Consider the following 22861-nt stretch of genomic DNA (forward strand, 5'->3'; position numbering starts at 1 on the left):
TCCGTTACAGATCCAGCACCAGCGGCTGGGCACTCTGCGCCGGCACCGCGCAGCAAATCAGCACCTGCCCCTCCTCCGGCACTTCTGCCGGAGGCTGTGGATAATTCACCGCGCCACTGATCAGCCGCGTCCTGCAGGTGCCGCACGAACCCCCGCGACAACTGAATTCCGGACGCAAGCCGCGACTTTCCGCCAGCTCCAGCAGACTGCCGCCATCGGGCTGCCAGCGCGCTTCCTTGGCTGAACGTTCGAACACCACCGGCACCGACGTGGTCGCAGCCGGCGGTTGTTCCATCACGATCGCGTCCGGATCGGCTTGGCGCTTGAGGGTCGAAGGGCCGAAGGTTTCGGCATGGATCTGTCCGTCCCGCACATCCAGTTCGCGCAAGATGTCGTAAATACCCTGGGTAAAACCGCCGGGACCGCAGAGCACGAAGTCGACCTGATCGAAGTCCTCGTCGGTCAGCAGATTGCGCAACAGATCGCCATCGATACGGCCACGCAGGTCGAAGTCTTTTCCTTCGACCAGATCGTCTTCCGGCTGGCTGAGCACTCGCAACACCTTCACGGCATCACCGGCTTCCTCCAGCAACCGATCCACCTCTGCGCGGAACGGCTGGTCGGCGAGGCTGCGGGAACTCTGAACAAACAGGGTCGGGCGAATCCGCCGGGTCCGCAGGCCTTGATACACCACCTCACGCAGCATCGACAGCAACGGCGTGATGCCGACTCCGGCCGCCAACAACACCAGTGGACGGCGCTCCAGCGCCTCGACCGTGAAATGCCCTTGAGGCAAGCGCGCCTCCAGCACATCGCCTACGCGAATCTGCTCATGCAGGTGCGTCGACACCCGTCCTTCGCGCTTGACGCTGATCCGGAAAAAATCGTCCGACGGCGCGCCGGACAGGCTGTAGGTACGGATGTGCACCTCGCCATCGAGAGTGAACCGCAGCGGCAGATGCTGCCCGGCGAGAAACACCGGCAGTCCTGCGCCATCGTCCGGCTCCAGATAGATCGAGCGGATGTGACGGCTTTCCATTTCGACTTTTGCCACGCGCAATGGCCGCCAGCTGTCTCCCAATGCCTTGGCCTGCAACCGTGCATCGGCCTGGGCCCAGTTACCGGTCAGCAGGCTGGTGGGTGACATCCCGTCGAAGCGCCAGCGAAGAGCCAGCGCTGCCGGACGCCGAACCAGTTTTTCCACCTCGAAAGTCCACAGGCGTTCGGCGCCCTGGAAGGCCTCGATCTGTGGCGCCTCGAGAATGATCTCGGTGCGACCGCTGAGCTGCAACACATCGCCTGTGGAAAAGTCGATGAACAGCAAGCCGGCCAAGGGATTGAGCAGCAGATTGCCCAGCGTGTTGAAGTGCAGGTTGCCGGCAAAATCAGGGATCGTCAGGCGATTACCCTCGATCCGCACAAAACCGGGCTGACCGCCGCGGTGGGAAACATCCACCGAACGCTCGCCGTCGACATCAACGTAACTGGCGACAAAGAAAGTGTCGGCGCTTTCGATCAGCGCAATGGCGGCGTCATCGAGGCTGTCACGGTGTTCGGCTTTGCGGGTCTGCGGATCGGTCAGCGGCACCCGCTGAAACTGACGCAATTGAATGTATTGCGGGCAGTTGCCGAACGATTGATCCACCGTCAGACCGAACCCGTTCGCGTCAAGATTATCGATGTGGCCATTGAGCCGATTGCGCCGGCGGGTGTGCAGTTCGATACCAAGCAGACCAATGGCGGCGCCGGCTTGTAACTGCGCCGGGTCATCGGCAGCCGGCAGACTGGCGAACTGCAGTTGCGTCGGCTCGGGAGAGTGAGCAAAGCCCGGCTCCCCCTCCAGCACACTGGCCCAGGGTCGACCTTCGGCATCCACCGCGCCGTACAGCATGAAAGGCAATTGCTCATAGAACTGGCGGTGTTGATCCGGCATCCAGGTGCGAATCACCTTACGCCCGAATTCCGCCATGCGCTCGGCAACGCCGACATGGGCCTGTAACTGTTGCTCGCCAGCGTGCCACGGTGAACGTTCCATCACGGTCTCTCCCCTGCGCCGTCGGCGCAGATTGAATGTCAGACGGTGGTTTGCAGGCCGGCAATGGTGCGCGGCATGCCGACAAAACCGGGCAGCGCCTCGATGCGCGAAAGCCAGGCGCGAACGTTAGCGTAGTCGTCCAGCGACACATTGCCTTCCGGTGCGTGGGCAATGTAGCTGTAGGCCGCCACGTCAGCGATGGTCGGCTCAGTACCCGCCAAATACGGGGTTTTGCCCAGTTCCAGGTCCATCACCTTGAGAAAGTTGTGCGCACGGGTGATGACTTCCTCGGCGTTGAACTTCGCCCCGAACACCGTGATCAGGCGGGCGGCCGCAGGGCCGAAAGCAATCGGCCCGGCGGCAGCGGACAACCAGCGCTGCACATGCGCGGCGCCGACCGGATCGCTCGGCAGCCAGCGGCCGTTGCCGTATTTCTGTGCCAGGTAGACGAGAATCGCGTTGGAGTCGGCCAGTACCACGCCATTGTCATCAATGGCCGGAACCTGACCAAAGCTGTTGATAGCCAGGTATGGCGCCTGTTTATGTTCGCCCTTGGCCAGATCGACGAAGATCAGTTCGGTCGGCAGTTGCAACAGTGACAACATCAGTTCGACGCGATGGGCGTGGCCGGAACGCGGGAAGTTGTAGAGTTTGATCGCTTGCATGGTCGACTCCGCTGGATGATGGCGCCGTTCAGGGTGGACGGCGGCCGTGGGAGCCATCTTCCACCTATCGTGAAAACAACAGAATCACCAGCAAACGCAATCCATTATTTCTCTGGATGAAATAACGCGGCGTTTTTCAGCGCCGGATGCTCACGCAATGCGTTCACCATGAAATCGACAAAACTGCGCACCCGCGCCGGCGCCTTGCGTCCGCCCTGATACACCACATGGATCGGCAACGCAGGCAGTTCGAACTCGGCGAGGACGATTTCCAGTTCGCCGGAGGCGACCTTGCTGGCCACCTGATAAGACAGCACCCGGGTCAGTCCCAGGCCCAGCGACGCCGCCGTGATCGCAGCCTGATTGGCGGTGACCACCAGACGCGGTTCCGGTTTTACGCCGATGAGTTCACCGTGTTCCATGAATGGCCAACTGCGCTGTTGACCGATAGCCGATGTCGCCACCACCGGCGCACCAGCCAATGCCTGTGGATGGGCAGGCCGACCATGGACCGCGAAGTATTCCGGCGAGCCGCAAATCACCCGCCGTACCTCACCGACCCGGATCGCATGCTGATTGCTGTCCGGCAACTCGCCGATACGCACCGCGACGTCAATGCCCTCCTCGACCATGCTTACTACCCGGTCGAGCAACAGGGCGTTGATGGAAACGTCCGGGTATTGCGTCAGATAACGCGCCATCACCGGCGTGACAAACAGCTCGCCGAATAAAACAGGCGCCGTCACCGTCAACTGCCCACGCGGCTGGGTATGACTGCCGGCAGCGGAATCCTCCGCTTCCTGCACCTCGGCGAGAATCCGCCGACAGTCTTCCAGATAACGCAGACCCGCTTCGCTCAAATGCACGCTGCGGGTGGTCCGGATCAGCAACTGCGTGCCGATCCGCTGCTCCAGCGCCGCCACCGCCCTGGTCACGCTCGCCGCCGACAGACCCAGACGCCGCGCCGCAGCAGAAAAGCCCTGCTCCTGGGCGACGATGGCGAAAACCTGCATTTCCTGAAAGCGATCCACTTTTCAACTCCTAAACCGCGGCGTTCATCCGCTGATGCAAGTCAGGGAATAACAGTTGAGCAAACCAGATCGGCAAACCCGGATAGAGATCACGTGCCTTGGGTGTCGCACTCTGAACCAGACCCAGTTGTACGAGACTTCTCAATTGATCCGTTGCCACCCGATCGGACAATCCCGTGAAGATTTTGAAATCCGCGCGGCTCAACGTGCCCTGCGTCAGCAGAACATGCAAAGCACGGGCTGTTTCCAGCTTGATTCCCTCTCGCTTGATCCGCTCGTCCCAAGCAAAAATGGTATGCAACCTTTCGCGCATATTGGAGATGTTCAACGCCTGCTCTGTATAACGCATCTGGTCGAGACAGGTTTCCAGCATGAAACCGACAAATTCGAACAAACCGGCCTGCGTCAGTTGACCACGACCATCCAGATCCCCACGACGCGGCTTGTCGGCGTTGGCCAGCCGGGCGTAATAGGACGCCTGCTGTCGAGCAAGCCCGCGGGATAAGGACCAGAGCGGCGAAACCAGCCCAAGTTTCTGCAACTGGAGATGCGTCACCAGCCTGACTGTTCGTCCATTTCCGTCAACGAAAGGATGCACCCAGGCCAATCGATGGTGATAAGCCATGACGGCAAGCAGTCGACTCCGAGCGTCCGGCAAACGACCGTATACCTGCTGCATCCGGTTAAGCATGGGCGATACAGATTGGCAGGAGGGGGCCGCGTGATTGCCGACAAGCACTTCCTGACTCGCCACATCCCGCAGTTGACCAGGCACCAGTTGACTCCCGTCACTCAGGCTCAGTTGCTCGTCGCAAGCACCGAGAAAAAGACGCTTGTGCAGGCGCGTAACGAATGCCGGACTGAACAGGGTTTCCCATGACAGGTCCTTATGCATAGTCAGTGCTCGTTCAAATGCCTGCTGTGTGCCGATGTGCGTCATAGCCAGCTCTGTGAGCTCTTTGCGGTGACGTTTTGGAGCTGTCGGGGCAAGCGTCACTGGCTCCGTGAACTGGCCTTCTATCAGGTTGCTGTAAAAACTGCTGGTGACACGCAGTAGGCCGCCGACGCGTTGCAGCATGGGGGGAGAAACCATGGCGCTGAGTTTTCCCGCCTGAAAGGGCACTTGCTCGGCCAGTTGCAATATTTCGCTGGGAAATACAGGCATGAGCGGCTCGAGCCAATGGTTTCCCAAGACAGATTCAGCACTCATCAAACCTCCAGAATCGCGGATTTTTTTGCGAATTCAAGATTACGCTCAAAGCCTTTAATTACCTAGCCTTGAGTAATGTAGGAGATTTCATTAATGGGTGTAGTTAGCGGATTTTTTTTCCGGATTTTCTGTAGGAATTGCTGCGGTGTATCTGTGTTCTGCACAAGAGCGCGAATAATTCGCGCTCTTGTGCAGCCCATCACTCCACCGTCACCGACTTCGCCAGGTTACGCGGCTGATCCACGTCCGTGCCCTTGAGCACCGCAACGTAGTACGACAGTAGTTGCAGCGGAATGGTGTAGAGGATCGGCGACAGGATGTCGTGGATGTGCGGCATCTGCACTACGTGGGTGCCTTCGCCATTGGTCATCCCGGCTTTTTCGTCGGCGAACACGATCAGTTCGCCACCGCGGGCGCGGACTTCCTGCAGGTTGGACTTCAGCTTCTCCAGCAGTTCGTTGTTCGGCGCGACGGTCACCACCGGCATGTCGTTATCCACAAGCGCCAGCGGGCCGTGTTTCAGCTCGCCAGCTGGATAGGCTTCGGCGTGGATGTACGAGATTTCCTTGAGCTTCAAGGCCCCTTCCATCGCCACCGGAAATTGCGCGCCACGGCCCAGGAACAGCGTGTGGTTTTTCTCGGCGAACAGCTCTGCGATTTTTTCCACCGTGCTGTCCATCGCCAGCGCTTCGCCCAGACGAGTTGGCAGACGACGCAGTTCTTCGACCAGCGTGGCTTCAACGCCTTTGCCCAATGTACCGCGCACCTGGCCCAGAGACAGGGTCAGCAGCAGCAGACCGACCAGTTGCGTAGTGAAGGCCTTGGTCGAGGCCACGCCGATTTCACGACCAGCCTGGGTCAGCAGGGTCAGGTCGGATTCGCGCACCAGCGAACTGATGCCGACGTTGCAGATCGCCAGACTGGCGAGGAAGCCCAGTTCCTTGGCGTTGCGCAGGGCGGCCAGGGTGTCGGCGGTTTCGCCGGACTGGGAGATGGTGACGAACAGGGTGTCCGGCTGCACCACCACCTTGCGGTAGCGGAATTCACTGGCGACCTCGACCTGGCACGGAATCCCGGCCAGCTCTTCGAGCCAGTAACGGGCAACCATGCCCGCGTGATAGCTGGTACCACACGCCACGATCTGTACGTTGCGCACTTTGGCGAACAGTTCAGCAGCTTGTGGACCGAAAGCCTGCACCAGCACCTGATTCGCACTCAATCGGCCTTCCAGGGTGCGCTGCACCACGGACGGCTGCTCGTGGATTTCCTTGAGCATGTAATGACGGAACTCGCCTTTGTCGGCGGCTTCCGCACCATCCGTGTACTGGACGGTCTGGCGCTCGACGGCTTTGCCGGTCACGTCCCAGATCTGCACCTTGTCCCGCTGGATTTCGGCGATATCGCCCTCTTCCAGGTACATGAAACGGTCGGTGACCTGACGCAGGGCCAGTTGATCGGAAGCGAGGAAGTTTTCGCCCAGGCCCAGACCGATCACCAGCGGGCTGCCGCTGCGAGCAGCAACCAGTCGATCCGGTTGCTTTGCGTGGATAACCGCCAGACCGTAAGCGCCATGCAGCTCCTTGACCGCAGCCTTCAGAGCGTCCGACAGGTCCGGCAAGGTCTTGAGTTTTTCAGTCAGCAGGTGAGCGATGACTTCGGTGTCAGTGTCCGAGGTGAACACGTAGCCCAGTGCCTTCAGTTGTTCACGCAGCGCCTCATGGTTTTCGATGATGCCGTTGTGCACGACAGCGACGTCACCGGAGAAATGCGGGTGAGCATTGCGCTCGCTCGGCGCACCATGGGTGGCCCAGCGGGTGTGGGCAATACCGAGACGGCCAACCAGCGGATGTTCGGCCAGCGCCGCGTCGAGTTCGCTGACTTTGCCGACACGACGAGTGCGTTCCAGAGCGCCGTCATTGGTGTACACCGCAACACCGGCACTGTCATAGCCCCTGTATTCGAGGCGTTTGAGGCCTTCGACCAGAATGGCGGTGATATTACGTTCAGCTACCGCGCCGACAATTCCACACATGCTTATTTCTCCTGACTGACAGTCGCGCAAATCAAGTTGATACCGCGAGCCTGAATCTGATCGCGCGCATCCAGGGGCAGGCGATCATCGGTAATTAGGGTATGGACGCTGCTCCATGGCAGCTCCAGGTTGGGAATCTTGCGGCCGATCTTGTCGGCCTCGACCATCACGATCACTTCCCGCGCCACTTCCGCCATCACCCGGCTGAGGCCGAGCAATTCATTGAAGGTGGTGGTGCCACGCACCAGGTCGATGCCATCGGCACCGATAAACAACTGGTCGAAGTCGTAAGAGCGTAGTACCTGCTCGGCGACCTGGCCCTGAAAGGATTCCGAGTGCGGATCCCAGGTGCCACCGGTCATCAGCAGCACAGGCTCGTGCTCGAGTTCACTCAGGGCGTTGGCCACATGCAGAGAGTTGGTCATCACCACCAGCCCCGGCTGTTGGCCGAGCTCGGGAATCATCGCGGCGGTGGTGCTGCCGCTGTCGATGATGATGCGGGCGTGCTCGCGGATGCGTGTGACGGCGGCGCGGGCAATCGCCTGTTTGTATTTGGAAACGTTTTGACTGACGTCCGCCACCAGTTCCTGGGGCATGGTGATCGCGCCACCATAGCGACGCAGCAGCAAGCCATGACTTTCCAGAGCGGCGAGATCCTTGCGAATCGTAACTTCCGAAGTTTCGAAGCGCTTGGCCAGTTCATCCACACTCACTTCGCCCAGCTCATTGAGTAAAGACAGAATGTTGTGACGGCGCTGAGGTGTGTTGCGTTTCGACATGGCTAATTAAGTTTCGATTCGAAAGATAACGGAAGCAATCAAAACCTATCAGCTGCGAATCGTCAAGTCGGTGCCCAAAAAAAGACCGCTGGCAGCGGTCTTTTTTAATTTGAGAATTGTGGATAACTCAGCTCTTCTTGATCTTCTCAGGCCGCTTCCAGCCATCGATGTTCTTCTGCCGCGCCCGGCCAACAGCCAATTGCGCGTTATCCACATTCTGAGTGATGGTCGAGCCGGCTGCAGTAGTTGCACCGGCAGAGATATCCACAGGCGCCACCAGCGAGTTGTTGGAACCGATGAACACATCCTCGCCCAACACGGTTTTCCACTTGTTGGCGCCATCGTAGTTGCAAGTGATGGTGCCGGCGCCGATGTTGGTGCGTGCACCGATCTCGGCATCGCCCAGGTAAGTCAGGTGCCCGGCCTTGGCGCCCTCGCCCATGCGCGCGTTTTTCAGTTCGACGAAGTTACCCACATGGGCGCGGGCCTCCAGCACAGTGCCCGGACGCAGACGGGCAAACGGGCCGGCATCGCTGCCTTCGCCCAGCACCGCGCCTTCGATATGGCTGTTGGCCTTGACCACCACGCCTTTGCGCAGGGTGCTGTCCTTGATCACGCAGTTCGGGCCGATGATCACATCGTCCTCTATGACAACCTTGCCTTCGAGAATCACGTTGATGTCGATCAGCACATCGCGACCGACGGTCACTTCGCCTCGCACATCGAAACGGGCCGGATCGCGCAGGGTGACACCCTGAGCCATCAGGCGACGACCGGCGCGCAGCTGGTAATGACGCTCCAGCTCGGAGAGCTGTTTGCGATCATTGGCGCCCTGCACTTCCATCGGATCGTGAGGTTGTTCGGTGGCGACGGTCAGGCCATCGCTGACCGCCATCTCGATCACGTCGGTCAGGTAGTACTCGCCCTGAGCGTTGTTGTTCGACAGGCGACTCATCCAGTCCGCCAGACGATTGGCCGGCACTGCCAGGATGCCGGTGTTGCCTTCAGTGATCGCCCGTTGCGCTTCGCTGGCGTCCTTGTGTTCGACGATGGCGGCAACCTTGCCGTCGGCATCGCGCACGATGCGGCCATAACCGGTCGGATCGTCCAGCTCGACGGTGAGCAAGCCCATCTGCCCGGGCACGACGTGTTTGAGCAGACGCTGCAGGGTCTCGACTTCGATCAGCGGCACGTCGCCGTAGAGAATCAGAACGGTATCGGCGGTGATGAACGGCACAGCCTGGGCAGTCGCATGACCGGTGCCCAGCTGCTTGTCCTGCAATACGAAATTGAGATCATCGGCGGCCAGACGTTCACGCACGACATCGGCACCATGGCCGATGACCACGTGAATGCGTTGGGGATCAAGTTGGCGGGCACTGTGGATAACATGGCCGAGCATGGAGTCGCCGGCAATCGGGTGCAGCACTTTTGGCAGCGCGGAACGCATGCGGGTGCCTTGACCGGCCGCGAGGATAACGATTTCAAGAGACATGACTGGCTACCAATCCTGGGTGGTCAGCAACTGCGACCGGGTTTCGGGAATTCTGAAAAGAAAAAAGGGTAGCCGAGGCTACCCTTTTTTATCAATCGCACAACAAGTGGCTGACGGATTAACCGCCAAACTTCTTGCGGATCTGCTGGACGGTGCGCAGCTGAGCTGCAGCCTCGGCCAGACGTGCGGACGCAGCTCCGTAGTCGAAATCTGCGCTCTTCTCATGCAGAGCAGCTTCGGCAGCCTTGAGAGCTGCTTGAGCCTGAGCTTCATCCAGGTCGGCGGCACGTTGCACGGTATCGGCAAGCACCTTGACCATGTTCGGCTGAACCTCGAGGAAACCACCGGAGATGTAGAACACCTCGGCTTCCCCGCCTTGCTTGATCAGGCGGATCGGACCTGGCTTCAGATTAGTGATCAGCGGCGCGTGGCCCAGAGCGATACCAAGATCACCCAGAGCACCGTGCGCAATCACCATCTCGACCAGGCCGGAAAAGATTTCTCCTTCCGCGCTGACGATGTCGCAATGGACTGTCATAGCCATCTGATTGCCTCAACCTAAATTAGCGCCCGTTGCCGGGCGCCTGGATTACAGTTTCTTGGCTTTCTCGATCGCTTCTTCGATGCCGCCGACCATGTAGAACGCTTGTTCTGGCAGGTGGTCGTAGTCACCGTTGAGGATGCCTTTGAAGCCAGCAATGGTGTCTTTCAGGGAAACGTATTTACCCGAAGCACCGGTGAAGACTTCAGCCACGAAGAACGGCTGCGACAAGAAGCGCTGGATCTTACGAGCACGGTTTACCAACTGCTTGTCGGCTTCCGACAGCTCGTCCATACCCAGGATCGCGATGATGTCCTTCAGCTCTTTGTAACGCTGCAGCACGTACTGAACACCACGAGCGGTCTCGTAGTGATCATTGCCGATCACGTTCGGGTCCAGCTGACGCGAAGTCGAGTCCAGTGGGTCTACCGCCGGGTAGATACCCAGGGAAGCGATGTCACGGGACAGAACGACGGTGGCGTCCAGGTGAGCAAACGTGGTCGCTGGCGACGGGTCAGTCAAGTCGTCCGCTGGTACGTATACGGCCTGGATCGAAGTAATCGAACCTTGCTTGGTCGAAGTGATGCGCTCTTGCAGCACGCCCATCTCTTCAGCCAGGGTCGGCTGGTAACCTACTGCCGAAGGCATACGGCCCAGCAGTGCGGATACTTCGGTACCGGCCAGGGTGTAACGATAGATGTTGTCGACGAACAGCAGAACGTCGTTACCTTCGTCACGGAACTTCTCGGCCATGGTCAGACCGGTCAGCGCTACGCGCAGACGGTTTCCCGGTGGCTCGTTCATCTGACCGTAGACCAGGGCTACCTTGTCGAGAACGTTGGAGTCCTTCATCTCGTGGTAGAAGTCGTTACCCTCACGAGTACGCTCACCCACACCGGCGAACACGGAATAACCGCTGTGCTCGATGGCGATGTTACGGATCAGTTCCATCATGTTTACGGTCTTGCCTACACCGGCACCACCGAACAGACCGACTTTACCGCCCTTGGCGAACGGGCAAACCAGGTCGATAACCTTGATGCCAGTTTCCAGCAGCTCGTTGCCACCGGCCTGTTCAGCGAAGGAAGGAGCGGCGCGGTGGATACCCCAGCGCTCTTCTTCGCCGATCGGGCCAGCTTCGTCGATCGGGTTGCCCAGTACGTCCATGATCCGGCCCAGAGTCGCTTTACCGACCGGTACGGAGATGGCTGCGCCAGTGTTGTTGACGTCCAGACCGCGCTTCAAGCCTTCGGTGGAGCCCATCGCAATGGTACGAACCACGCCGTCGCCCAGCTGCTGCTGAACTTCCAGAGTGGTTTCGGCGCCTTGAACCTTCAAGGCGTCGTAGATGCTCGGTACGCTGTCGCGTGGAAATTCCACGTCGATAACGGCGCCGATGATTTGAACGATACGTCCGCTACTCATAGCTGGATCCTCTGAATATTTGAACCGTTAAACCGCGGCAGCGCCGCCGACGATTTCCGAGATCTCTTGGGTGATCGCAGCCTGACGCGCCTTGTTGTAGATCAGCTGCAAATCGCTGATCAAATCACCGGCGTTGTCGGTAGCGTTCTTCATCGCGATCATCCGCGCAGCCTGTTCAGCCGCGTTGTTCTCGACCACCGCCTGGTACACCTGCGACTCCACGTAACGCACCATCAAGCCGTCAAGCAGCTCTTTGGCGTCTGGTTCGTAGAGGTAGTCCCAGTGGTGCTTGAGTTCTTGATCCGGGGTCGCCACCAATGGAATCAACTGCTCCACGGTAGGCTGTTGCGTCATGGTGTTGATGAACTTGTTGGATACCACGGACAGGCGGTCGATACGGCCGTCCAGGTAGGCATCCAGCATCACCTTGACGCTGCCGATCAGATCATTGATCGACGGCTCTTCACCCAGGTGGCTGATAGCTGCAACGACGTTACCGCCGAAGTTGCGGAAAAAGGCCGCACCCTTGCTACCAACGACACACAGATCGATCTCGACGCCGTTTTCGCGGTTTACCGCCATGTCCTTGACCAGGGCCTTGAACAGGTTGGTGTTCAAGCCGCCGCACAGACCACGGTCACTGCTCACCACGACATAACCGACGCGCTTTACTTCGCGATCGATCATGAACGGGTGGCGGTATTCCGGGTTGGCGTTGGCCAGATGCCCAATTACCTGGCGGATACGCTCCGCATAAGGACGGCTAGCAGCCATGCGCATTTGTGCCTTGCGCATTTTGCTGACCGCCACTTTTTCCATGGCGCTGGTAATTTTTTGCGTGCTTTTGATGCTCGCAATCTTACTGCGAATCTCTTTTGCGCCTGCCATGTAACACCTATCAGGTTAGCAAGCGGGAGCCTTGCGGCTCCCGCTGCGGCTTACCAGGTTTGGGTGGCCTTGAACTTCTCGATACCAGCCTTCAGGCCAGCGTCGATTTCGTCATTGAAGTCACCTTTAACGTTGATCTTCGCCATCAAATCGGCGTGATCGCGGTTGAAGAAAGCAATCAGCGCTTGTTCGAAGCTGCCAATCTTGGCGATTTCAATGTCAGTCAGGAACCCACGCTCAGCGGCATACAGCGACAGCGACATGTCGGCGATCGACATTGGCGCGTATTGCTTCTGCTTCATCAGCTCGGTAACGCGCTGACCATGCTCAAGTTGCTTGCGGGTCGCTTCGTCCAGGTCAGAAGCGAACTGGGCGAATGCCGCCAGTTCACGGTACTGAGCCAGAGCGGTACGGATACCACCGGACAGCTTCTTGATGATCTTGGTCTGAGCGGCACCACCCACACGGGATACCGAAACACCGGCGTTCACTGCAGGGCGGATGCCCGAGTTGAACATGGCCGATTCCAGGAAGATCTGACCGTCGGTGATGGAAATCACGTTGGTCGGAACGAACGCGGAAACGTCGCCAGCCTGGGTTTCGATGATCGGCAGTGCGGTCAGGGAACCGGTTTTGCCGGTCACTGCGCCGTTGGTGAACTTCTCTACGTACTCTTCCGAAACGCGGGATGCACGCTCCAGCAGACGGGAGTGGAGATAGAACACGTCGCCTGGGTAAGCTTCACGGCCTGGTGGACGGCGCAGCAGCAGGGAAATCTGGCGGTAAGCCACTGCTTGCTTGGACAGATCGTCATAGACGATCAGCGCGTCTTCACCGCGGTCGCGGAAGAATTCACCCATGGTGCAACCGGAGTACGGAGCCAGGAATTGCAGTGCTGCAGATTCCGAGGCGCTCGCTGCAACGATGATGGTGTTAGCCAGTGCACCGTTTTCTTCCAGCTTGCGAACCACGTTGGCGATGGTCGATTGCTTCTGACCGATTGCCACGTAGACGCAGAAAATGCCGCTGTCTTTCTGGTTGATGATCGCGTCGATCGCCAGAGCGGTTTTACCGATCTGACGGTCACCGATGATCAGCTCACGCTGGCCACGGCCGACAGGGATCATGGCATCGACAGCCTTGTAGCCAGTCTGTACAGGCTGGTCTACCGACTTACGCCAGATCACGCCCGGAGCAACTTTCTCGACCGCGTCGGTCTCGGTGTTGCCCAGTGGACCTTTGCCGTCAACAGGGTTACCCAGTGCGTCGACAACGCGACCCAGCAGTTCCTTACCAACCGGAACTTCGAGGATGCGGCCGGTGCACTTGGCGCTCATGCCTTCAGCCAGACTGGTGTACGCGCCCAGTACAACGGCACCTACGGAGTCTTGCTCCAGGTTGAGGGCCATACCGTAGACGCCGCCCGGAAACTCGATCATCTCGCCGTACATGACGTCGGCCAGACCGTGAATCCGCACGATACCGTCAGATACGCTGACGACAGTGCCTTCGTTACGGGCTTGGGAGGTCACATCGAGCTTTTCGATGCGGCCCTTGATAATTTCACTTATTTCGGAAGGATTGAGTTGCTGCATTGCTCTGCTGCCCCTTCAAACTCAAGATTTCAATGCTTCGGCAAGTTTCGCGATTTTGCCGCGAATCGAGCCATCGATAACCAGGTCGCCGGCGCGGATGACCACACCCCCGATAAGGGAGCTGTCTTCCTCGACTTGCAGGCGCACTTCCCGGTTGAGTCGTGCACTGAGAACCTTGGCGAGTTTGTCTTGCTGTTCTTGGTTCAATGCAAAAGCACTGGTCACTTCAACGTCTACCGATTTCTCTTGCTCGGCCTTGTACAGGTCGAAAAGAGCGGCGATCTCCGGCAGAAGCGGGAGACGGTCGTTTTCGGCAACGACATTGATGAAGTTCTGTGCCTTGGCATCAAACTTGTCGCCGCACACGTCAATGAACGTGGCGGCCTTTTCTGCGCTCGTCAGTCGCGGGGCCTTGAGCACGCGCTGCATGGTGTCGTCTTGCGACACCGCTGCTGCCAGGCCGAGCATGGCTGACCAATTGGCCAGTTGCTGGTGGGCCTGAGCGTGCTCGAAGGCCGCCTTAGCGTAAGGTCGGGCCAACGTGGTCAGTTCTGCCATGATCGCCCTCGCTTAGATTTCAGCAGCCAGTTGGTTAACCAGCTCTGCGTGCGCGTTTTGATCGATTGTGGCACCCAGGATCTTCTCGGCGCCGCCGACAGCCAGCAAGCCCACTTGGGCGCGCAGCTTGTCTTTGACACTGTTCAGTTCCTGTTCGATCTCGGCTTGAGCCTGAACCTTCACACGGTCAGCGTCGACGCGGGCCTTTTCAACGGCCTCTTCGACAATCTGGTTACCGCGTTTCTTGGCTTGCTCGATGATTTCAGCTGCCTGAGCTTTCGCTTCGCGCAGTTGCTGACCCGCTTTCTCTTGGGCCAACTCCAGGTCGCGAGCTGCACGGCTGGCAGCGTCCAGACCATCAGCGATCTTCTTTTGACGTTCGTGCAGAGCTGCGATGACCGGAGGCCATACGAACTTCATGCAGAACAGTACAAAAATCAGGAACGCAACGGACTGGCCAATCAGGGTCGCATTAATGTTCACGCCAACACCTCGCAGTTACGTTGTCCATCACACCAAATCACTCGGAGATCCGAATGATTAGCCAGCGATCTGACCAACGAACGGGTTCGCAAAGGTGAAGAACAGAGCGATACCAACACCGATCATGGTTACGGCGTCGAGCAGACCGGCAACGATGAACATTTTAACTTGCAGCATTGGAACCATTTCTGGCTGACGCGCTGCGCCTTCCAGGAACTTGCCGCCCAGCAGGCCGAAACCAATTGCGGTACCCAGTGCGCCCAGGCCGATCAACAGTGCAACAGCGATAGCGGTTAGACCAACTACAGTTTCCATCTTTCCTCCCGACTTTTACGTCGTATGGTTTAGGTTTTTTAGATTAAAGCGGTAAAACAAATCGTTTCATGGTGCCCCGTGAGGAGCCCCTTCCCGTTTGACCGGGAAGGACATCAGACTAGTCGAGACTGGTCTTAATGGTTTTCTTCGTGCGCCATCGACAGGTAGACGATGGTCAGCATCATGAAGATGAACGCCTGCAGGGTGATGATCAGGATGTGGAACACAGCCCACGCCCACTGCAGGACAACGCCCAGGCCGCTGAGCCAGAGCAGGCCGCTGCCGAACATCACAGCGATCAGGATGAACACCAGCTCGCCGGCATACATGTTGCCGAACAGACGCAGAGCCAGAGAGATCGGTTTGGCGATCAGGGTCACGAATTCCAGCAGGAAGTTCACCGGGATCAGCAGGGCCTGAACGAAGATGTTCTTGCTGCCGAACGGGTGCAGGGTCAGTTCGCCGATGAAACCGCCGATGCCCTTGACCTTGATGCTATAGAAAATGATCAGTGCGAAAACCGAGAACGCCATGCCCAGGGTCGCGTTCGGGTCGGTAGTCGACACGGCGCGGAACGGGATGTGGTGGTCGCCGGAGATCAGGATGGCCAGCTGAGGAATCCAGTCGACCGGTACCAGGTCGACGGCGTTCATCAGGAACACCCAGACGAAGATGGTCAGTGCCAGCGGTGCGATCACCGGGCTACGGCCATGGAAGCTGTCTTTCACGCTGCCATCGACGAATTCGACCAGGACTTCAACGAAGTTCTGCAGTGCACCCGGCTGACCGGAAGTCGCCTTCTTGGCCGCCATGCGGAAAAGAATGACGAAGATCAGACCCAGCGCGACCGACCAGCCGAGGGTATCGACGTGGAAAGCCCAGAAGCCCATTTCCTTGGCTTCTGCTGCGGTGTGGGCAAAGCCCCAGCCGCCGTTGGGTAGCTGACCGAAGGTCAGGTTCTGCAAGTGGTGCTGGATATAGCCCGAAGCGGTTGTTTCTGCCATGGTTGCCTCAAACGCCCTAAGGTCTCGAAAGTCTTGTTCTCATCAGCAGGGGAGCGAACCAGCTGACCGACTGAGTCAGCACGAAGGCGCCGAATACAGCGATCGGCGCCAGTGGCTTCACACCTGCAAACACCAGTGCAAACAGCACTGCCGTCAAAATCAGTTTGCCTGCCTCGCCGGCATAGAAAGACCGGACGATGGACTGGGCTGCTCGGGCGCCGGAAAACCGAAATGCCTTGTGAGCGAAATAAACATTGGGCAGCAAGGCTATCAGGCCTCCGCAAAGTCCCGAGTATCCGGCAACGACTCCGTGCCATTGCCAGAGCGCCAAAGCGGCAATGAGCAAAATGACAAATTGAGCCATTAACACCGGAAAAACCGCCAGGCGATGGAACGGCAGGCGGTTTGGCTTGCGGGTTTCCATCACTATTGCTCTCCAATGGTCGGCTGCCGAAATTCAATAACTTGGCATAATTTGTGCCGACAAAATGCGCGCAGAGTATAGGGGCGGTTCTGCCCCTATTCAACTGTCAGGTAGTGATTTCCGACTGCGCGCTACAAGAGGAATTGTTTCAGCGGATGTGTGCGAGCACACCTTGAAGCTCATCGAGGGAGTTGTATCCGATCACCAGCTGACCCTTGCCCTTCTTCCCGTGGCGGATCTGCACCGCAGAGCCCAGGCGCTCGGCCAGACGCTGTTCGAGGCGGGCGATATCCGGGTCAGGTTTGGCAGGCTCTACCGGCTCCGGTTTGCCACTCAACCATTGGCGAACCAGTGCCTCAGTTTGGCGCACGGTAAGACCGCGTGCGACAACATGTCGCGCCCCTTCCACCTGCTGATTGTCCGGCAGACCGAGCAATGCACGGGCATGACCCATCTCCAGGTCGCCATGGGACAACATGGTCTTGATGACTTCCGGCAGCGCAATCAGGCGCAACAGGTTGGCCACGGTGACGCGGGACTTGCCCACAGCCTCGGCAACCTGTTGCTGAGTGAGCTGGAATTCCTGCTGCAAGCGCTGCAGGGCTACCGCCTCTTCGATCGGGTTCAGGTCTTCGCGCTGGATGTTCTCGATCAGCGCAATGGCGATTGCCGTTTCATCCGGCACATCGCGCACCATCGCCGGGATGGTTTCCTGCCCGGCTTGTTGACTCGCGCGCCAGCGACGCTCGCCGGCAATGATTTCAAAACGACCACCACCAATCGGGCGAACCACGATCGGCTGCATCACGCCCTGGGCCTTGATCGATTGCGCCAGCTCTTCCAGCGCCTGCGGATCCATGTCCCGGCGTGGCTGATACTTGCCGCGCTGCAGCAGGTCCAGCGGCAGGTGCTGCAACTCGCGGCTGTCAGCCTGCGCCGCTTGTTCTTCCAGCGAGCTGACAGTCGGACCGCTCAACAGCGCATCCAGTCCTCGTCCGAGACCTCGTTTCTTGACGGCCATGGGGATTCCTTAAGTTGGCTGGGCAGCGGCGGTGCGTGAATTTTTGCGCTGACGGCGAACCATCTCGCCCGCCAGGGCCAGATAGGCCAGCGCGCCACGCGATTGCTTGTCGTAGGCCAGCGCCGGCATGCCGTAGCTTGGTGCTTCGGCCAGACGAATGTTGCGCGGGATCACCGTGTCGTACAGTTGATCGCCGAAGTGTTCCTTGAGCTGGGCTGAAACGTCGTTCATCAGGCTCAGACGCGGGTCGTACATGGTCCGCAACAGGCCTTCGACTTTCAGGTTCGGGTTCAGCAGTTCAGCGATGCGCTTGATGTTATCCACAAGGTCGCTCAGACCTTCGAGCGCAAAGTACTCGCACTGCATGGGGATAATGACCCCGTCAGCGGCGACCAGTGCGTTCAGCGTGAGCATCGACAGTGACGGCGGGCAGTCGATCAGAATGTAATCGTAGTTCTCGCGGATCGGCGCCAGCGCGCTGCGCAGACGGCTTTCTTTCATCTGCATTTCCAGCAACACCACTTCGGCCGCCGTCAGGTCACGGTTGGCCGGCAGCAGTTGATAGCCGCCATGTTCGGAGTAGTGCATTGCCTGGGCCAGATCGCATTCGCCGATCAGCAGGTCATAGACCGAGTTTTCCAGGCCATGCTTATCCACACCGCTACCCATGGTGGCGTTGCCCTGTGGATCGAGATCGATCAACAGCACCCGGCGCTTGGTCGCGACCAGGGATGCTGCGAGGTTGATGCAGGTGGTGGTCTTGCCCACACCACCCTTCTGGTTCGCTATCGCGAATACCTTAGCCATTCTTGCTTGTGTTCCCAATCATGCCGTGCGGCGCAGTATCAGCAGATGGCGTTGGCCTTGGCAACCGGGTACGGCCAGGGCGTGTTCGCTATCGAGTTTGAAGTCTGCCGGCAATGCTACCAGCTCATCCGCCGGATGGACGCCCTTCATTGCCAGCCAGCGCGTGTCGGCGTCGCCGAGGTGGCGAGTCCAGTTGGTGAAGTTCTCCATGCTGCTGAACGCCCGGGAAATGATCCCGTTGAACGGCTGTGCAGGCTGGAAGGCTTCGACGCGACTGTGGATAACTTGCAGGTTATCCAGTTTGAGTTCGAGTTTGACCTGGGTCAGGAAGCGGGTTTTCTTGCCGTTGCTGTCCAGACAGGTCACCTGAGAGTCCGGATTCAGGATCGCCAGAGGGATCCCCGGCATACCGCCGCCGCTGCCGACATCCAACCAGCGGCCGTTTTCGATGAACGACATTACGCTGAGGCTATCGAGCAAGTGGCGGGAAACCATTTCGTCCGGATCTCGAACGGCAGTCAGGTTGTAGGCCTGGTTCCATTTGATCAACAGGGCCAGATAACCCAGCAGCAGTTCGTGCTGGGTTTCAGTGAGATTGACACCGAGCTCGCGGGCTCCTGTGGATAACTCTTCGGCGTGTTGCGAAGTGACCTTAGAACTCAAGCGCTTTGCTCCAACTGACGGCCCGCGCCGCGTTTTTTCAAATGAATCATCAACAGCGAGATCGCTGCCGGGGTCACACCGGGGATCCGCGAAGCCTGGCCCAGCGTCTCGGGACGCGTGGCACCCAGCTTGCTCTGGATCTCCTTGGAGAGACCGGAAATGTTGGCGTAATCGATATCCACAGGCAGTTTCGTGTCTTCACTGGCGCGCAGACGGGCGATTTCGTCCTGTTGGCGATCGATGTAACCGGCGTACTTGGTCTTGATCTCGACCTGTTCGGCGACCTGTGGATCTTCGGCGCCCTGCCCGGTCACTTCGACCAGACCAGCGTAGTCGATTTCCGGACGGCTCAAGAGATTGAGCAAGTTGTATTCGTGAGTCAGCGGCGTGCCGAATTTGTCGGCAATCGCATCGCCCTGCGGGGTGCCCGGGCGAACCCAGGTGCTTTTCAGGCGTTGCTCTTCGATTTCGATGCTTTCGCGTTTCTTGCAGAACGCTGCCCAGCGCGCGTCATCGACCAGGCCCAGTTCGCGACCTTTTTCGGTCAGACGCAGGTCGGCGTTGTCCTCACGCAGGATCAGGCGGTACTCGGCACGGGAAGTGAACATGCGGTACGGCTCTTGGGTACCGAGGGTGATCAGGTCGTCGACCAATACCCCAATGTAGGCTTCGTCGCGACGCGGGCACCAGGCTTCTTTGCCTTTCGCACGCAATGCAGCGTTGGCACCGGCGAGCAAACCCTGCGCACCGGCTTCTTCGTAACCGGTGGTGCCGTTGATCTGGCCAGCGAAGAACAGACCGCCGATCACCTTGGTTTCCAGGCTGTACTTCAGGTCGCGCGGATCGAAGTAGTCGTACTCGATCGCATAACCCGGACGCACGATGTGCGCGTTTTCCATGCCGCGGATCGATTGCACGATCTGCAATTGCACGTCGAACGGCAAGCTTGTGGATATCCCGTTCGGATAAAGCTCATGGGTGGTCAGGCCTTCCGGCTCGATGAACACCTGATGGCTTTCCTTGTCGGCAAATCGGTGAATCTTGTCTTCGATCGACGGGCAATAACGCGGACCAATGCCTTCGATTTCGCCTGCAGCGGAATACATCGGCGAGCGATCGAGGTTCGCGGCAATGATTTCGTGGGTGCGGGCGTTGGTGTGGGTAATCCAGCAACTGACTTGCCGTGGATGTTGTTCCTTGTTGCCCATGAACGACATCACCGGGATCGGCGTATCGCCTGGCTGCTCGGTCATCACCGAGAAATCCACAGACTTGCCGTCGATACGTGGTGGCGTACCGGTTTTCAGGCGACCGACACGCAGCGGCAATTCACGCAGACGATGCGCCAGGGCGATCGATGGTGGATCACCGGCGCGACCACCGGAAAAATTCTGCAAGCCGATGTGGATAAGTCCGCCCAGGAACGTACCGGTGGTCAAAACCACGGAATCGGCGAAGAAACGCAGACCCATTTGCGTGACGACACCGCGTACCTGTTCCTGCTCGACGATCAGGTCGTCAGCGGCTTGTTGAAATATCCACAGGTTCGGCTGGTTTTCCAGTATTTCGCGGACAGCGGCTTTGTACAAAATCCGGTCGGCTTGCGCACGGGTCGCCCGTACGGCCGGGCCTTTGCGGCTGTTCAACACGCGAAACTGGATACCGCCCAGATCGGTGGCCATGGCCATCGCGCCGCCGAGGGCGTCGATTTCCTTGACCAGATGGCTTTTGCCGATGCCACCGATAGCCGGGTTGCAACTCATGGCACCGAGGGTTTCCACGTTGTGCGTCAGCAGAAGGGTTTTTGCACCCATGCGTGCTGAGGCCAGTGCTGCCTCGGTACCGGCATGACCGCCGCCGATGACGATCACTTCAAAACGGGAAGGGAAATCCACCACGCACCTCGTGCCTGCTTAAGTAGGTAATTCAGGAATAGTTTGAGATCAGGTTTCTGGACCTGGTCGGCAAGTATAGGGACTTCGCCCTTCCTAAAGAACCCTTTGCACAAAATTTAACCAGCTGTGGAGAACTCGCGGTTAAAAGAATAAAAAAGAGAGAAATTTATAAAACCTTTGTTTTAAAGCTTATTCTTACTGCCCATGATTTCTGTGGATAGATTTACACAGGCCTTTATTTTCAATGTGTACAAAGATTCAAAACCCTGTGGCCATGTCGCCATGAGGCCGTTGGATAACCGGTGTAAGCCTGTGGATGAAAGGGTAGGTTATCCACAGAGGTAGTTATGTTCAGCTTTCAGGTCCTGTTATCAACTGCCCTCAGTGGCAGTTATTCACAGGGCTTAATCCACAGAAATCGGGTGAATGAAGGAATCGCGGACACAGAAAATCCGCTCAGGAACAGGAATCTGTCCGGCACTGGAGGAAGGAAATACGAGGGAGGGAGAACAGACAGGTCGCAAACGGACCTGTCTGTGGACAACGGAAGGCTTATTTACCGATGCAGAAGCTGGAAAAGATCCGTCCCAGCAGATCATCCGAGCTGAACGCTCCGGTGATTTCCCCAAGGGACTGCTGGGCCTGACGCAGGTCTTCGGCCAGCAGTTCACCAGCACCCGCCAACGTCAGCTGGGCACGTCCATGTTCCAGGGCATCACTGGCATGACGCAGGGCTTCCAGGTGCCGGCGTCGTGCGCTGAAGCTGCTTTCCGAGGTTTGCTCGTAACCCATGCAGGCTTTGAGGTGATCACGCAGCAGATCCAGACCTTCTCCCGCAGATTTGGCGCTCAGGCTGATCGTCACATGGCCATCGTCACTGACTTCCAGGGCAATGGCTTCGCCAGTCAGATCGGCTTTGTTGCGGATCAATGTGACCTTCGCCGGATCCGGCCGGGTTTCGAGGAATTCCGGCCACAAGGCGAACGGATCGGCGGCCTCTGGCGCAGTGGCGTCGACTACCAGCAGCACTCGATCAGCCTCGCCAATGGCTTTCAATGCTCGTTCAACGCCGATCTTTTCCACATGGTCATCGGTATCACGCAGACCGGCGGTGTCCACAACGTGCAACGGCATGCCGTCGATGTGGATATGTTCGCGCAAGATATCCCGAGTGGTGCCGGCGATTTCGGTCACGATCGCGGCTTCACGACCGGCCAGCGCATTCAGCAGGCTGGATTTACCGGCATTCGGACGACCGGCGATCACCACGGTCATACCGTCCCGCAGCAACGCGCCCTGCCCGGCTTCGCGCAATACGGTGGATAACTCGTTACGAACCTTGTCGAGCATGCTCAGCACGTGGCCATCGGCGAGAAAATCGATTTCTTCTTCCGGGAAGTCGATAGCCGCTTCTACATAGATCCGCAGGCCGATCAGCTGTTCGGTGAGGTTATGCACACGTTGGGAAAACGCACCTTGCAAGGAGCGCAAGGCGTTGCGCGCGGCCTGTGCAGAACTGGCTTCGATCAGGTCGGCGATGGCCTCGGCCTGAGCAAGGTCGAGTTTGTCATTGAGGAAGGCGCGTTCGCTGAATTCTCCGGGACGGGCCAGACGGCAGCCCAGTTCCAGACAACGCTTGAGCAACATGTCGAGGACGATCGGGCCACCGTGGCCCTGCAGTTCCAGTACATCTTCGCCGGTGAACGAGTTCGGCCCGGGGAAATACAGCGCCAGACCTTCATCCAGCACCTGTTGATCGTCACTGAAGAACGGGCCGTAGTGGGCAAACCGTGGTTTCAGTTCACGGCCGCTGATGGCTTTGGCCGCAACACTGGCCAGCGGCCCGGAAATTCGAACGATGCCCACGCCGCCACGGCCCTGGGCGGTAGCGACGGCTGCGATGGTTTCACGAGGTGCGCTCATAAACCGGTATCCAGACAAAAATGGCAGATAGCAAAACGCCCCACTAGGGGGCGTTTTGAGTGGTGTTATCCA

At 58.6% G+C, this 22861-nt stretch carries 21 protein-coding genes; all 21 read right to left on the bottom strand.

Annotated features, from left to right (window positions below):
- Window positions 1–4: 4 nt before the first annotated feature.
- Window positions 5–2035, bottom strand: coding sequence for a 2Fe-2S iron-sulfur cluster-binding protein (locus ACEN93_RS16795; RefSeq protein WP_495610287.1), 2031 nt, complete (start codon window positions 2033–2035; stop codon window positions 5–7).
- Window positions 2036–2073: 38 nt separating this feature from the next.
- Window positions 2074–2700, bottom strand: a complete 627-nt coding sequence (locus tag ACEN93_RS16800) for a glutathione S-transferase family protein (protein WP_039764994.1) — start codon at window positions 2698–2700, stop codon at window positions 2074–2076.
- A 104-nt stretch (window positions 2701–2804) separates the two neighbouring features.
- On the bottom strand, window positions 2805–3731 hold the full coding sequence (locus ACEN93_RS16805) for a LysR family transcriptional regulator (protein ID WP_495610288.1): 927 nt from the start codon (window positions 3729–3731) through the stop codon (window positions 2805–2807).
- 10 nt (window positions 3732–3741) lie between these two features.
- Window positions 3742–4941 (bottom strand): Fic family protein, encoded by a 1200-nt coding sequence (locus tag ACEN93_RS16810; RefSeq protein ID WP_239065528.1) that lies wholly within the window; start codon window positions 4939–4941, stop codon window positions 3742–3744.
- Between the two features lie 199 nt (window positions 4942–5140).
- Window positions 5141–6973: a glutamine--fructose-6-phosphate transaminase (isomerizing) gene (gene glmS / locus ACEN93_RS16815; RefSeq protein ID WP_039764991.1), complete on the bottom strand. Its 1833-nt coding sequence runs from the start codon at window positions 6971–6973 to the stop codon at window positions 5141–5143.
- Between the two features lie 2 nt (window positions 6974–6975).
- Entirely contained in the window at window positions 6976–7752 is a 777-nt protein-coding gene (locus tag ACEN93_RS16820; protein ID WP_495610289.1) for a DeoR/GlpR family DNA-binding transcription regulator, read from the bottom strand.
- A 127-nt stretch (window positions 7753–7879) separates the two neighbouring features.
- Window positions 7880–9247: a bifunctional UDP-N-acetylglucosamine diphosphorylase/glucosamine-1-phosphate N-acetyltransferase GlmU gene (gene glmU / locus ACEN93_RS16825; protein WP_085667305.1), complete on the bottom strand. Its 1368-nt coding sequence runs from the start codon at window positions 9245–9247 to the stop codon at window positions 7880–7882.
- 118 nt (window positions 9248–9365) lie between these two features.
- On the bottom strand, window positions 9366–9791 hold the full coding sequence (locus ACEN93_RS16830; RefSeq protein WP_007954164.1) for a F0F1 ATP synthase subunit epsilon: 426 nt from the start codon (window positions 9789–9791) through the stop codon (window positions 9366–9368).
- 45 nt (window positions 9792–9836) lie between these two features.
- Entirely contained in the window at window positions 9837–11213 is a 1377-nt protein-coding gene (gene atpD, locus ACEN93_RS16835; RefSeq protein ID WP_007954162.1) for a F0F1 ATP synthase subunit beta, read from the bottom strand.
- Between the two features lie 27 nt (window positions 11214–11240).
- A complete protein-coding gene (gene atpG / locus ACEN93_RS16840; protein ID WP_007954161.1) occupies window positions 11241–12101 on the bottom strand; it encodes a F0F1 ATP synthase subunit gamma in 861 nt (286 codons plus the stop codon).
- A 50-nt stretch (window positions 12102–12151) separates the two neighbouring features.
- Complete coding sequence (gene atpA, locus ACEN93_RS16845) at window positions 12152–13696, bottom strand: F0F1 ATP synthase subunit alpha (RefSeq protein ID WP_039764983.1); 1545 nt, start codon at window positions 13694–13696, stop codon at window positions 12152–12154.
- A gap of 21 nt (window positions 13697–13717) precedes the next feature.
- Window positions 13718–14254 (bottom strand): F0F1 ATP synthase subunit delta, encoded by a 537-nt coding sequence (locus ACEN93_RS16850; RefSeq protein ID WP_011336717.1) that lies wholly within the window; start codon window positions 14252–14254, stop codon window positions 13718–13720.
- Between the two features lie 12 nt (window positions 14255–14266).
- Entirely contained in the window at window positions 14267–14737 is a 471-nt protein-coding gene (locus ACEN93_RS16855; RefSeq protein ID WP_007954149.1) for a F0F1 ATP synthase subunit B, read from the bottom strand.
- A gap of 57 nt (window positions 14738–14794) precedes the next feature.
- Window positions 14795–15052, bottom strand: coding sequence for a F0F1 ATP synthase subunit C (gene atpE, locus ACEN93_RS16860; protein ID WP_003097235.1), 258 nt, complete (start codon window positions 15050–15052; stop codon window positions 14795–14797).
- A 134-nt stretch (window positions 15053–15186) separates the two neighbouring features.
- Complete coding sequence (gene atpB / locus ACEN93_RS16865) at window positions 15187–16056, bottom strand: F0F1 ATP synthase subunit A (RefSeq protein WP_039764981.1); 870 nt, start codon at window positions 16054–16056, stop codon at window positions 15187–15189.
- Between the two features lie 16 nt (window positions 16057–16072).
- On the bottom strand, window positions 16073–16480 hold the full coding sequence (locus tag ACEN93_RS16870) for a F0F1 ATP synthase subunit I (RefSeq protein ID WP_003229783.1): 408 nt from the start codon (window positions 16478–16480) through the stop codon (window positions 16073–16075).
- Window positions 16481–16628: 148 nt separating this feature from the next.
- Complete coding sequence (locus tag ACEN93_RS16875; protein ID WP_011336720.1) at window positions 16629–17501, bottom strand: ParB/RepB/Spo0J family partition protein; 873 nt, start codon at window positions 17499–17501, stop codon at window positions 16629–16631.
- A gap of 9 nt (window positions 17502–17510) precedes the next feature.
- Window positions 17511–18308, bottom strand: coding sequence for a ParA family protein (locus ACEN93_RS16880; RefSeq protein ID WP_039764974.1), 798 nt, complete (start codon window positions 18306–18308; stop codon window positions 17511–17513).
- An 18-nt stretch (window positions 18309–18326) separates the two neighbouring features.
- The gene (gene rsmG, locus ACEN93_RS16885) at window positions 18327–18971 is read right to left on the bottom strand and encodes a 16S rRNA (guanine(527)-N(7))-methyltransferase RsmG (protein ID WP_495610290.1); all 645 of its coding nucleotides are present in this window, start codon (window positions 18969–18971) and stop codon (window positions 18327–18329) included.
- Window positions 18968–20866 carry a tRNA uridine-5-carboxymethylaminomethyl(34) synthesis enzyme MnmG gene (mnmG, locus tag ACEN93_RS16890; protein ID WP_064600632.1) on the bottom strand — a complete coding sequence of 633 codons (1899 nt, stop codon included), beginning with the start codon at window positions 20864–20866 and terminating at the stop codon, window positions 18968–18970. The genes rsmG and mnmG overlap by 4 nt, the downstream gene beginning before the upstream one ends.
- A 552-nt stretch (window positions 20867–21418) precedes the next feature.
- Window positions 21419–22789, bottom strand: coding sequence for a tRNA uridine-5-carboxymethylaminomethyl(34) synthesis GTPase MnmE (gene mnmE / locus ACEN93_RS16895; protein ID WP_039764968.1), 1371 nt, complete (start codon window positions 22787–22789; stop codon window positions 21419–21421).
- Between the last annotated feature and the right edge of the window lie 72 nt (window positions 22790–22861).

This window comes from Pseudomonas sp. Pseusp21 (assembly GCF_059492145.1).